This is a genomic window from Aeromonas sp. DNRA1 (assembly GCF_963888745.1).
Taxonomy (GTDB): Bacteria; Pseudomonadota; Gammaproteobacteria; order Enterobacterales; family Aeromonadaceae; genus Aeromonas; species Aeromonas hydrophila.
This window is the reverse complement of sequence record NZ_CAWPKQ010000001.1, coordinates 997,703-1,010,919: the sequence shown is the minus strand read 5'-3', so window position 1 is coordinate 1,010,919 and position 13,217 is coordinate 997,703. Positions and strand designations below refer to the sequence as shown.

General features: G+C 61.2%; 10 protein-coding genes. All 10 read left to right on the top strand.

All coding sequences use genetic code 11. From position 1 onward, the window contains the following. Window positions 1–63 precede the first annotated feature (63 nt). The 10 genes from rseP to accA all read left to right on the top strand — a co-directional run bounded on the left by rseP (window position 64) and on the right by accA (window position 13,124). Window positions 64–1,416: a sigma E protease regulator RseP gene (gene rseP / locus AACQ43_RS04530; RefSeq protein WP_168966178.1), complete on the top strand. Its 1,353-nt coding sequence runs from the start codon at window positions 64–66 to the stop codon at window positions 1,414–1,416. 34 nt (window positions 1,417–1,450) lie between these two features. After that, the gene (bamA, locus tag AACQ43_RS04525; protein WP_039212963.1) at window positions 1,451–3,874 is read left to right on the top strand and encodes an outer membrane protein assembly factor BamA; all 2,424 of its coding nucleotides are present in this window, start codon (window positions 1,451–1,453) and stop codon (window positions 3,872–3,874) included. 148 nt (window positions 3,875–4,022) lie between these two features. Next, on the top strand, window positions 4,023–4,535 hold the full coding sequence (locus AACQ43_RS04520; protein ID WP_011705101.1) for an OmpH family outer membrane protein: 513 nt from the start codon (window positions 4,023–4,025) through the stop codon (window positions 4,533–4,535). A 3-nt stretch (window positions 4,536–4,538) separates the two neighbouring features. Beyond that, a complete protein-coding gene (gene lpxD, locus AACQ43_RS04515; protein WP_011705102.1) occupies window positions 4,539–5,558 on the top strand; it encodes a UDP-3-O-(3-hydroxymyristoyl)glucosamine N-acyltransferase in 1,020 nt (339 codons plus the stop codon). Window positions 5,559–5,582: 24 nt separating this feature from the next. After that, window positions 5,583–6,044, top strand: a complete 462-nt coding sequence (gene fabZ / locus AACQ43_RS04510) for a 3-hydroxyacyl-ACP dehydratase FabZ (RefSeq protein ID WP_010634777.1) — start codon at window positions 5,583–5,585, stop codon at window positions 6,042–6,044. 5 nt (window positions 6,045–6,049) lie between these two features. Then, on the top strand, window positions 6,050–6,841 hold the full coding sequence (lpxA, locus tag AACQ43_RS04505; protein WP_168966176.1) for an acyl-ACP--UDP-N-acetylglucosamine O-acyltransferase: 792 nt from the start codon (window positions 6,050–6,052) through the stop codon (window positions 6,839–6,841). Beyond that, entirely contained in the window at window positions 6,834–7,973 is a 1,140-nt protein-coding gene (gene lpxB / locus AACQ43_RS04500; protein WP_168966174.1) for a lipid-A-disaccharide synthase, read from the top strand. Before lpxA ends, lpxB begins: the two co-directional genes overlap by 8 nt. A 75-nt stretch (window positions 7,974–8,048) precedes the next feature. Then, on the top strand, window positions 8,049–8,639 hold the full coding sequence (rnhB, locus tag AACQ43_RS04495) for a ribonuclease HII (RefSeq protein ID WP_026080161.1): 591 nt from the start codon (window positions 8,049–8,051) through the stop codon (window positions 8,637–8,639). Between the two features lie 38 nt (window positions 8,640–8,677). Further along, complete coding sequence (gene dnaE / locus AACQ43_RS04490; protein WP_076361424.1) at window positions 8,678–12,157, top strand: DNA polymerase III subunit alpha; 3,480 nt, start codon at window positions 8,678–8,680, stop codon at window positions 12,155–12,157. Between the two features lie 16 nt (window positions 12,158–12,173). After that, window positions 12,174–13,124 carry an acetyl-CoA carboxylase carboxyl transferase subunit alpha gene (gene accA, locus AACQ43_RS04485; RefSeq protein WP_026080159.1) on the top strand — a complete coding sequence of 317 codons (951 nt, stop codon included), beginning with the start codon at window positions 12,174–12,176 and terminating at the stop codon, window positions 13,122–13,124. Window positions 13,125–13,217 lie beyond the last annotated feature (93 nt).

Sequence of the window (13,217 nt, the reverse complement as noted above, 5' to 3'; positions counted from 1 at the left end):
TTGTGCTGCCTTCACCCTGATTGTCGGAGACAGGACCATGCATGAAAGCGAGGTGATGGGCTGATGGGCGGTGTGTTGTGGAACATCGGTGCCTTTATCGTCGCCCTCGGGCTGCTGGTTGCGGTACATGAATTCGGTCACTTCTGGGTGGCCCGTCGCTGCGGCGTCAAGGTCGAACGTTTCTCCATCGGTTTCGGCAAGGCCATCTGGCGTCGGCTGGGCAAGGATGGCACCGAGTACGTGCTGGCCCTGATCCCCCTCGGCGGTTACGTCAAGATGCTGGACGGCCGGGTGGACGAGCTCAAGCCCGGTGACGAGCAGTACGCTTTCAATCACAAGAGCGTCTGGGCGCGGATGGCTATCGTGGCTGCCGGCCCCATGGCCAACTTCGTGTTTGCCCTGTTTGCCCTCTGGCTGATGTTCATGATCGGTGTGCCCGCCGTCAAACCCGTGGTGGGGGAGGTGCGTCCCGCCTCCATCGTGGCGGCGGCCGGGGTGGAACCCGGCATGGAGATCGTCGGCGTCGGCGGTGAGGAGACCGGTGACTGGGAGAGCGTGACCTATGCCCTCATCAGCCACCTTGGCGATGACTCGGTCCAACTCAAGCTCAAGGCGGCCAACACCAGCTACGCGGTGGACAAGACCCTGCAGCTGGCTGGCTGGAAATTTGACCCCGACAAGGAGTCTCCCATCGGCAGCTTGGGCATAGTGCCGCTCGGTGGCAAGGTGCTGCCGGTGGTCGATGCGGTGGTGGCCGCGAGCGCCAGCGAGAAGGCCGGCATTCAGGCGGGCGATCGCATCAAGCGGGCAGGGGAGCAGGAGATCACCGAGTGGGCCCAGTTTGTCCACCAGGTACAGCAGTCGCCCCAGCAGCCGCTTGAGGTGACCGTCGAGCGGGCGGGCAGCGAGCTGACCCTGACCCTGACGCCGGATGCCAAGAAGGTGCGGGGCCAGCTGGTCGGTTTCGTCGGCCTGTCGCCGCAACTGGTTCCATTACCGGATGAGTATCGGATTCTGTTACAGTATGGGCCTTTGCAAGCCCTGTGGCAGGGCGCCCAGAAGACCTGGAGCCTGACCACCCTGACCTTCGACATGATCGGCAAGCTGATCGGTGGCATCGTCTCGCTGGACAACCTGAGCGGCCCCATCTCCATTGCCAAGGGCGCGGGCAGCAGTGCCGACTACGGTCTGGTCTACTTTCTCGGCTTTCTGGCGCTGATCAGCGTCAACCTGGGGATCATCAACCTGTTCCCCCTGCCGGTGCTGGACGGTGGCCATCTGGTCTACTTCCTCATCGAGGCGGTCACCGGCAAACCGGTATCAGAAAAAATTCAGGAAGTGGGTTTCCGGATTGGCGCCGCCATTCTGATGTTACTGATGGGTATTGCGCTGTTTAATGATTTCGCTCGCCTCTGAGGCCAGAGCATCAACAAGGACACATAAGAACAAAATGGCTGTTAAAAAAGCATTGGTGTTGAGTTGCCTGCTGGGTGCCAGTTTCCTGGCCCAGGCGGCCCCTGCCTCTTTTGTGGTGCAAGATATTCAGGTTGAAGGTCTGCAGCGGGTGACCCTGGGGGCCGCCCTGCTGAACCTGCCGATCCGGGTGGGCGATTCCGTCGATTCCGTGACGCTGGCCAACGCCATCAAGAAGCTCTATGCCTCCGGCAACTTCGAGGACGTCAAGGTCTACCGCGACGGCCAGGTGCTGCAAGTGGCGGTCAAAGAGCGGCCGACCATCTCCAGCATCGAGTTCTCCGGCAACAAGGATATCAAGGAAGAGCAGCTGACCCAGAGCCTGGAGTCCTCCGGCATCCGGGTGGGTGATCCGCTGGATCGCACCGTGCTGAGCTCCCTTGAGAAGGGGCTGGAAGATTTCTACTACGGCGTGGGCAAGTACTCCGCCAAGGTCAAGGCCATCGTCACCCCGCTGCCGCGCAACCGGGTCGACCTCAAGTTCACCTTCGTGGAAGGGGAAGCGGCCAAGATCCAGCAGATCAACATCGTCGGCAACAACGTGTTCCCGGAAGAGAAGCTGCTGGCCCAGCTCTCCCTCAAGGACGACGTGCCCTGGTGGAACTTCACCGGTGACCAGCGCTACCAGAAGCAGAAACTGGCCGGCGACATCGAAACTCTGCGCTCCTACTACATGGACCGCGGCTACATCCGCTTTACCCAGGAGTCGACCCAGGTCTCCATGACCCCGGACAAGAAGGGGGTCTACGTCACCCTCAACGTCAAGGAAGGGGATCAGTACAAGGTGTCCGGCATCCAGCTCAAGGGCGATCTGATCGATCGTGGTGGCGAGATGAAGGGGCTTATCCCCATCGAGACCGGCAGCATCTACTCCGCCAGCCAGGTGACCCACACCGAAGAGGTGCTCTCCAAGTTCCTCGGTCGCTACGGCTACGCCTACCCGAAAGTGGTCACCTTCCCGCAGGTCAACGATAAGACCAAGGAAGTGGAGCTCATCGTCAACATTGAGCCAGGCCCCCGCGTCTATGTGCGCAACATCAACTTCACCGGCAACGTCACCACCAAGGATGAAGTGCTGCGCCGCGAGATGCGTCAGATGGAGGGCACCTGGCTCTCTTCCGACAGCGTCGAGCAGTCCAAGACCCGTCTCAACCGCCTCGGCTTCTTCGAAACCGCCGAAGTGGACACCAAGCGGGTGCCGGGCAGCGATGACCAGGTCGATCTGGACTTCAAGGTCAAGGAGCAACCGGCCGGTTCCATCAACGCCGGTGTGGGTTACGGTACCGAATCTGGCCTGAGCCTGCAGGCGGGCCTGCAGCAGGACAACTTCATGGGGACCGGCAAGAAGATCGGCATCTCCGCCAGTACCAACAAGTACTCCAAGAGCGTCGACCTCAGCTACAACGATCCCTACTTCACCGTGGACGGAGTCAGTCTGGGCGGTCGTCTCTACTACAACCAGTTCAGTGCGGCCGATGCCAACATCGTGGACTACGAGAACACCACCATCGGCTTCCGCCTTTCCAGTGGTTTCCCGGTCAACGAGAACAACCGCCTCGACTTCAGTCTCGGGGTCGAAAACAACAAACTGTCCCAGCCCAACCCCTATCTGCAGGTGGATGAGTTCTGGAAGGTGTACAGCGAGAACAAGGATGGCGACAACCGCATGGTGTTCAACACCGTCGACGTCACCGCCGGCTGGACCCGTTCCACCCTCAACAAGGGCCAGTTCCCCACCGCCGGTGACCGTCAGCGGGTCAACGCCAAGGTGACCGTGCCGGGCATGGATCTGCAGTACTTCAAGCTCAACGCCGAAGACGCGCACTACTTCCCGTTCGATGCGGATCACAAGTGGGTGCTGATGGCCAAGGCGCGTGCCTCTTACGGCAACGGCTACGGCAGCAACGGCAGCTATGACCACGTATTGCCGTTCTTCGAGAACTACTTCGCCGGTGGTTTCGATACCCTGCGCGGCTTCAAGAGCAATACCGTGGGTCCGAAGGCGCTCTACTACTACAACCTGAGCGGCAACGACGTCATCCAGGGCACCGACAGCTCGGTGGGCGGCAACGCCCTGGCGGTCGCCTCCCTCGAGATGATAGTGCCGACGCCGTTTGCGTCCGAGACCTATCAGCCGCAACTGCGGACCAGCTTCTTCATCGATGCCGGCTCCGTGTGGGATACCACCTTCGACTATGACCAGTACCGCAACCGTTGCTTCAGCGGCTGCAACTATCTGGCCGACTATTCAGATCCGACCAACTACCGCGCCTCGGCCGGTCTGTCGCTGCAGTGGCTCTCCCCGATGGGCCCGCTGGTGTTCGCGATTGCCCGTCCGCTCAAGCAGTACGAGGGCGACCGGACCGAGTTCTTCTCATTCAACATCGGCCGTACCTTCTAAGGACGGACTCTGCCCCCACCCAGCGGTGGGGGTATTCAATGATGGGACGCGCAGCTTGCGTGCCTCACCAGGTAACAAGTCGGTCCGGGTACCACTTGCATAATCAGGTAAATCAGGTAGCCCTCACATGAGGGAACAAGGAGTAAGTGTGAATAAAGCGTTGAAAGTAGCTGGTTTGAGTTTTGCACTGATGGCTGCCGGCATGGGCTCCGCCTTGGCCGAGACCAAGATCGCCGTGGTCGACATGGGCGAAGTATTCCAAAAGCTGCCCCAGCGTGAAGCAGTCTCCAAGAAGCTGAAAGGCGAATTCGAGCCGCGCATGCGTGAGCTGCAGAAGCTGGAATCCGACGGTCAGAAACTGGTCGAGAAGTTCAAGAAGGACGAAGCCTTCATGAGCGCCGAGCAGAAGAAACAGAACCAGGAGAAACTGGCCAAGCTGCAGATGGAGTTCAACCAGAAGCGTCAGGCGTTTGAACAGGACAACGGTCGCCGTCAGTCCGAAGAGCGCAACAAGATCCTGACCAAGGTGCAGGCTGCCATCGATTCCATCGCCAAGAGCAATGGTTACGATCTGGTGCTGGAGCGCAATGCCGCCCCGTATGCCGCCAGCAAGCTGGACATCTCTGCCCAGGTTATTTCTCAGGTAAGCAAGAGCAACTAATTGATGGCATTCACTCTCGCACAGCTGGCCCAGCAACTGGGGGCCCAGGTCCATGGCGACGGAACCCTGGAAATCCGCAAGGTAGCGACACTGGAAAAGGCCGGGGAGGGGGACATCACCTTCCTGTCCAATAAAAAGTACCGGCATTATCTGGAGCAGAGCAAGGCGACCGCCGTGCTCATCACAGAAGCGGATCTGCCATTTTGTCCCACCAATGCCCTGGTGCTCAAAGACCCCTATGTGGGCTTTGCCCGGGTAGCCCAACTGCTGGACACCACCCCGCAGCCGGCCACGGATATCCATCCGAGCGCCGTCATCGCGGCGGACGTGCAACTGGGCGAGAGAGTGGCCATCGGGGCCAATGCGGTGATCGAATCCGGCGTCGTGCTGGGGGATGATGTACGCATTGGCCCGGGCTGTTTCGTTGGCAAGAATACCCGACTGGGAGCTCGCTCCCGGTTGTGGGCCAACGTCACCCTGTATCACAACATCACCATGGGCACCGACTGTCTGGTTCAATCCGGCACAGTGATCGGGGCCGATGGGTTCGGTTATGCCAACGAGCGCGGCGAGTGGATCAAGATCCCCCAGCTCGGCGGCGTGACCATCGGCAACCGGGTCGAGATCGGTGCCTGCACCACCATCGACCGCGGCGCGCTGGAAGATACCCGCATCGCTGACAACGTCATCATCGACAACCAGTGCCAGATCGCCCACAACGTCGAGATCGGCTACGGCACTGCCGTGGCGGGCTCCACTGTGATGGCAGGTAGTCTCAAGGTTGGCAAATACTGTATCATTGGCGGCGCCTCCGTCTTTAACGGGCATATGGAGATCTGCGACCAGGCCACCGTTACCGGCATGGCCATGGTGATGCGACCCATTACCGAGCCCGGTGTCTACTCTTCCGGCATTCCCCTGCAAACCAATAAAGAGTGGCGCAAGACCGCCGCCCGGGTGATGCGTATCGAAGAGATGCACAAGCGGTTGAGCAAGCTTGAGAAGAAGCTGGACCAAGAATAATCACGATTGGTATAGGGTACTGTTTTGACTACTGAAAAGAAGAGCCTGGGTATCCAGGAAATAATGGATCTGCTGCCCCACCGTTATCCGTTCCTGATGGTGGACAAGGTGGAAAACTACGAGATCAGCGATGAGCGCAAGACCTTGCGTGCCATCAAGAACGTCTCGTTCAACGAGCCGATCTTTCAGGGCCACTTCCCGGCCAAGCCGGTGTTCCCCGGCGTGCTGATCCTGGAAGCCATGGCACAGGCCACCGGTATCCTGGCGTTTACCATGGTGGGCAAGCCGTCTCCCAACGAACTCTATTACTTTGCCTCAATCGACAACGCTCGTTTCAAGCGTCCGGTGGGCCCCGGCGATCAGCTGGTGCTCGACGTGGAATTCCTGAAAGAGCGTCGCGGTATCGCCAAGTTCACCGGTGTGGCCACGGTCAACGGTGAAGTGGTCTGTACCGCCGAGCTGATGTGCGCCAAACGCGAGGTTTAACACACGTGATCGACCAGACTGCCATCATTCACGATACTGCCGTCGTCCATGAGTCTGCCGTCATCGGTAAAGGGGTTGAAATCGGCCCCTTTTCTGTCATCGGTGCCGAGGTGGAAATCGGCGACAACACCTGGGTCAGCTCCCATGTGGTGATCAAGGGCCCGACCAAGATTGGTCGCGGCAACAAGATCTTCCAGCACACCTCCATCGGTGAGGATTGCCAGGACAAGAAGTACGCCGGCGAGCGCACCTTCCTCGAGATCGGCGACAACAACGTCTTTCGCGAGAACTGCACCGTGCACCGTGGCACCATCCAGGATCAGTCCCTGACCAAGATCGGCAGCGGCAACCTGTTCATGGTCAACGTCCACGTGGCCCACGACTGCATCATCGGTGACAACTGCATCTTCGCCAACAACGCGACCCTGGCGGGCCACGTGGTGATCGGCGATTTCGTGATCTTCGGCGGTCTCTCCGCGATCCACCAGTTCGGCCGCGTCGGCTCCCACGCCTTCGTCGGTGGCTGCGCCGCCCTCAACAAGGACGTGCCGCCCTACGTGATGGCCGCTGGCAACTACGCCAAGCCGTTCGGGGTCAACTCCGAGGGGCTGCGTCGCCGCGGTTTCAGTGCTGAGGCGATCTCCGCCGTCAAGCGCGCCTACAAGGAGATCTTCCGCTCCGGCAAGACCATCGAAGAGGTGCTGCCGGTGCTGATCGAGATGGCGGCCAGCGAGCCGGCAATCCAGCTCTACGTGGATTTCCTCAAAGACAACGAGCGCGGGATCATCCGTGCCTGATCCCGTTCGCATCGGTATCGTCGCCGGAGAGGTTTCCGGCGACATTCTGGCTGCCGGCCTGGTGCGCGAGCTGCAGGCCCGCTACCCGGACGCGCAGTTCGAAGGGATCGCCGGGCCGCGCATGCAGGCCCTCGGCGTGAAGGCGCTGTTCGAGATGGAAGAGCTTTCCGTCATGGGGATCACCGAGGTGCTGGGCCGTCTGCCGCGCATTCTCAAGGTCCGCCGCGAACTGCTGCGCCACTTCATCGCCAATCCGCCCGACATCTTCATCGGGGTGGATGCACCGGATTTCAATATCGGGGTGGAGCTCAAACTGCGCCGCGCCGGTATCAAGACGGTTCACTACGTCAGCCCCTCGGTGTGGGCCTGGCGCCAGAACCGCATTCACAAGATCAAGGCCGCCACCGACATGGTGCTTGCCTTCCTGCCGTTCGAGAAAGCCTTCTACGACCGCTTCGATGCCCCTTGCCGCTTCGTCGGCCACACCATGGCGGACGACATCCCGCTGGTGCCGGATCAGGCCGCGGTACGCAGAACCCTCGGCATCGACGCCAACCGGCGCTGGCTGGCGGTGCTGCCGGGCAGTCGCAGCGCCGAGGTGGGCTTTATGTCGCCCCTGTTTCTCGAGGCCTGCAAGCACCTGATGGTGCGCTATCCGGATCTCGGCTTCATCGTGCCGCTGGTCAACCAGAAACGGCGTGAGCAATTCATGGCCATCAAGGCCGAAGTGGCGCCGGATCTCGACATGGTGCTGCTGGAAGGGCAGGGCCGCGAGGCGATGATCGCCGCCGACGTGGTGATGCTCGCCTCCGGCACCGCGGCGCTCGAAGCCATGCTGGTGAAAAAGCCGATGGTGGTGGGTTACAAGCTCAAGCCGTTCAGCTACTGGCTGGCCCAGCGGCTGGTGAAGACCGAATTCGTCTCCCTGCCCAACCTGCTGGCCGGGCGCATGCTGGTGCCCGAGCTCATCCAGCACGAGTGCACCCCGGAGAATCTGGTGGTCGAGGTGAGCAAGTTCTTCGAGCACGACAACAGCGCGCTGGTGAATACCTTCACCGAGCTGCACCAGCTCATCCGCTGCAACGCGGATCAGCAGGCGGCCGAAGCGGTGGCCGAGCTGCTCGGCAGATAACTTCCGGGCGGCCGCAGGGGCTGCGCCAACGTGACGCCAGGCCCTGCGGGGCCTGTTTTGATTCAAGGCTACAAGATGATGATCGATATTCCTGACGACAGGCTGGTTGCCGGTGTGGACGAGGTGGGCCGTGGCCCGCTGGTGGGTGACGTGGTCACCGCCGCGGTGATTCTTGACCCGGCCAATCCCATCATCGGGCTGAATGACTCCAAGAAGCTCTCCGAGAAGAAGCGTCTCGCCCTGTTTGACGAGATCAAAGAGAAGGCGCTGGCCTGGTCCGTTGGCCGTGCCAGCCCGGCGGAGATCGACGAGCTCAACATCCTGCACGCCACCATGCTGGCGATGCAGCGCGCTGTGGCGGGGCTCTCCATCGCGCCCGAGCTGGTCTTCATCGACGGCAACCGTTGCCCAAGTTTGCCGATGGAAGCCCGCGCCGTGGTCAAGGGTGACAGCCTGGTAGCCGCCATCAGCGCCGCCTCCATCCTGGCCAAGGTGACTCGCGATGCGGAGATGACCGAGCTGGACAGCCGTCATCCCGAGTACGGTTTCGCCCGTCACAAGGGCTATCCGACCGCTGAGCACCTCGCCATCCTGGCCGAGCGCGGTCCGCTGCCTGAATATCGCAAAAGTTTCAAACCGGTGCGTCGCGCACTGGGGATCGAATAGACCATGCAATTTAGTCCGAGCAACGAGAGGGGATGACGATGGCTGAACCCCGTTTTATCCACCTGCGGGTCCACTCCGACTTCTCCATGGTCGACGGCCTGCAGAAGATCAATCCCATCGTCGGCGCGGCGGCGGCCAACAACATGCCGGCGCTGGCGCTGACCGACCAGATGAACATGTGCGGCCTGGTGCGCTTCTACGGCGCCGCCCACGGCAAGGGCGTCAAGCCCATCGTCGGGGCAGACTTCTGGGTGCAGAGTGACGAACTCGGCGACGAGCAGTTCCGCCTCACCCTGCTCGCCATGGACAATGACGGCTACCAGAACATCACATTGCTCATCTCCCGCGGCTATCAGCGCGGTCACGTGCAGGGGCGCCCGGTCATCGACAAGGCCTGGCTGGCCGAACACGCCAAGGGGGTGATCGTCCTCTCCGGCGGGCGCGAGGGGGACGTGGGCAAGTTCCTGCTCAAGGGCAACCGCCAGATGACCGAGCAGTGTCTCGCCTTCTATCAGAGCCACTTCCCCGACGCCTATTATCTGGAGCTGCTGCGTACCGGCCGCCCCGATGAAGAGGTTTACCTGCACATGGCGGTGGCCATTGCCACCGAGTTCGCACTGCCGGTGGTGGCCACCAACGAGGTGGTGTTCCTCACCGCCGAAGACTTCGATGCTCACGAGATCCGGGTCGCCATCCACGACGGTTATACCCTGATGGACAAGCGCCGCCCGCGCCGCTACAGCCCGCAGCAGTATCTGCGCAGCCAGGAGGAGATGGCGGAGCTGTTTGCCGACATCCCTGAGGCGCTGGAGAACACGGTGGAGATCGCCAAGCGCTGCAACGTGACGGTGCGCCTCGGTGAATACTTCCTGCCCAACTTCCCAACCGGTGACATGACCACCGAAGACTTCCTGGTCATGAAGTCGAAAGAGGGGCTGGAGGAGCGACTCGAATTCCTGTTCCCGGATCCGGCGGTGCGGGCCGAGCGTCGTCCAGAGTACGACGAGCGTCTCGACATCGAGCTCAAAGTGATCAACCAGATGGGCTTCCCGGGTTACTTCCTCATCGTGATGGAGTTTATCCAGTGGTCCAAGGACAACGGCATCCCCGTTGGCCCGGGCCGGGGCTCGGGGGCGGGTTCCCTGGTGGCATACGCCCTCAAGATCACCGATCTCGACCCGCTGGAATTTGACCTGCTGTTCGAACGTTTCCTGAACCCTGAGCGGGTATCCATGCCCGACTTCGACGTCGACTTCTGCATGGACAGACGGGACGAGGTGATCGACCACGTCTCCGAGATGTACGGCCGGGAAGCGGTATCGCAGATCATCACCTTCGGCAGCATGGCGGCCAAGGCGGTGGTGCGGGACGTGGGCCGGGTGCTGGGCCACGCCTACGGTTTTGTGGATCGCATCTCCAAGCTGATCCCGCCGGATCCGGGCATGACGCTCGCCAAGGCGTTCGAGGCCGAACCCAAGCTGCCCGAGCTCTACGAGCAGGATGAGGAGGTCAAGGACCTGATCGACATGGCCCGCCGGCTGGAAGGGGTGGTGCGCAACGCCGGTAAACACGCCGGTGGCGTGGTGATCGCGCCCACCAAGATCACCGACTTCGCGCCGCTCTACTGCGATGACGAAGGCCATCACCCGGTCACCCAGTTCGACAAGAACGACGTGGAGTATGCCGGGCTGGTGAAGTTCGACTTCCTGGGTCTGCGCACGCTCACCATCATCGACTGGGCGCTCGGCATGATAAACCCGCGCCTTGCCAAAGAGGGCAAGCCGCCGGTCGACATCGCCGCCATCCCCATCGACGACAAGCGCTCGTTCGACCTGCTGCAGCGCTACGAGACCACCGCGGTATTCCAGCTGGAATCCCGTGGCATGAAGGATCTCATCAAACGGCTGCAGCCTGACTGCTTCGAAGACATGATCGCACTGGTGGCGTTGTTCCGCCCGGGCCCGCTGCAGTCGGGCATGGTGGACAACTTCATCGAGCGCAAGCACGGCAAGGAGGCCATCTCCTATCCGGACGAGAAGTGGCAGCACGAGAGCCTCAAACCCATACTCGAGCCCACCTACGGCATCATTCTCTATCAGGAGCAGGTGATGCAGATTGCCCAGACCCTGGCGGGTTATACGCTGGGTGGCGCTGACATGCTGCGCCGGGCGATGGGCAAGAAAAAACCCGAAGAGATGGCCAAGCAGCGGGCCGGCTTCGAGGAGGGGGCGGTCAAGAACGGCGTCGACGGCGAACTGGCGATGAAGATCTTCGATCTGGTGGAGAAGTTTGCAGGCTACGGCTTCAACAAATCCCACTCTGCCGCCTATGCGCTGGTCTCCTACCAGACCCTCTGGCTCAAGACCCACTTCCCGGCGGAGTTCATGGCGGCGGTAATGACCGCCGACATGGACAACACCGACAAGATAGTGACCCTGGTGGACGAGTGCCAGCGGATGGGGCTGACCGTGATCCCGCCGGATGTGAACACCGGTCGCTATCGCTTCAGCGTCAACGAAGACGGTCACATCGTCTACGGCATCGGCGCGGTGAAGGGGGTGGGGGAAGGCCCCATCGATGCGATCCTGGAAGCGCGGGATCGGGACGGGCCGTTTCGCGATCTGTTCGACTTCTGCAATCGGGTCGACATCAAGAAGCTCAACAAGCGGGTGATGGAGAAGCTCATTCTCTCCGGCGCCATGGACCGGCTCGGCCCCCACCGCGCCGCCCTGATGGCGACTCTGGAGGAGGCGATGCGCGCCGCCGAGCAACACGCCAAGGCGCAGGCGGTGGGTCAGGTCGACATGTTCGGCGTGCTCACCGAAGAGATAGACGACGTCAAGAAGGCGTTCGCCAACGTGCCGCACTGGCCTGACAAGGTGTGGCTGGAAGGGGAGCGCGAGACCCTCGGGCTCTACCTCACCGGTCACCCCATCAACCAGTACAGCGGCGAGCTGCGTCGTTATACCTCGGGTCGTCTGTGCGATCTGCACCCCACCTCCCGCGATACCGTGACCACGGCCGCAGGCTTGGTGATTGCGGCGCGCAGCATGGTGACCAAGCGTGGCAACAAGATGGGGATCTTTACCCTGGACGACCGTTCCGGTCGCCTCGATGTGACCCTGTTCAGTGAAGCGCTGGAAAAGTATGAAGAATTGATGCAAAAAGACCGTATTTTGGTGGTTTCTGGACAGGTCAGCTTTGATGACTTCTCCGGTGGCCTTAAAATGTCGGCCCGTGAATTACTGGATATCAACGATGCGAGAGAGCGTTTTGCCAGGGCGATCCGCATCTCTCTCGATGAACAGCAGATTGATGATCGTTTTTTCCCGCGTTTGTGCGAGATTTTGGAACCCGCCCGTGCCGGAGTTTGTCCGGTTCAGGTAAACTATCGTCGCCCCGGCTCCCGGGTGCGATTGACGCTCGGTACCGAGTGGCGGGTGACGCCCACCGATCAACTGATAGATGACTTGCGCGTCCTGCTTGGACGAGAGCGGGTTGAATTGGTTTTTGATTAGAGGATCTATAGTCCCTATGAGTCTTTTTCTGGATTTTGAACAGCCGATCGCCGAGTTGCAGGCACAGATCGATGAACTGCGCCATGTGAGCGAGCACAACAGTGCCGTGGATCTCAACGAAGACATTCGCCGGCTGGAGAAGAAAAACGAAGAGCTGACCAAGAAGATCTTCGGCGATCTGGGGGCCTGGCAGGTATCTCAGATGGCGCGTCATCCCCAGCGCCCCTATACCCTCGACTACATCGAGCACATCTTCACCGACTTCGACGAGCTGGCTGGCGATCGCGCCTATGCAGATGACAAGGCCATCGTCGGCGGTATCGCCCGTCTCGACGGCGAGCCGGTGATGGTCATCGGCCACCAGAAGGGGCGCGAGACCAAGGAGAAGATCAAGCGCAACTTCGGCATGCCGCGCCCGGAAGGGTACCGCAAGGCCCTGCGCTTGATGGAGATGGCCGAGCGCTTCAAGATGCCGATCATCACCTTCATCGACACCCCGGGCGCCTATCCTGGCGTCGGTGCCGAGGAGCGCGGCCAGTCCGAGGCGATTGCCCGCAACCTGAAAGTGATGGCCGGTCTGACCGTGCCGGTGGTCTGCACCGTGATCGGTGAAGGCGGCTCCGGCGGCGCCTTGGCCATCGGTGTCGGCGATCGCGTCAACATGCTGCAGTACTCCACCTACTCGGTCATCTCGCCGGAAGGGTGCGCCTCCATCCTGTGGAAGAGCGCCGACAAGGCGCCGGTCGCGGCTGATGCCATGGGCATCACCGCCCAGCGGCTGAAAGAGCTGAAACTCATCGACAACATCGTCGAGGAGCCGCTCGGTGGTGCCCACCGCAATGTGGAAAAGATGGCCAAGCGCCTGAAAGACCGCATTCAGCAGGATCTGAACGCCCTGCGCCCGCTCGAGACCGAGCAGCTGCTGGAGCAGCGCTACCAGCGCCTGCTGGGCTACGGCTACTGCTAAGCCCGCTTCGGTATCGCACCATGCTGGAAGGCCCCCGCTCTGCGGGGGCCTTCTTTTTTTGGGCGAGAGTTTGGGCGAAAGCGGGGCAGTGAA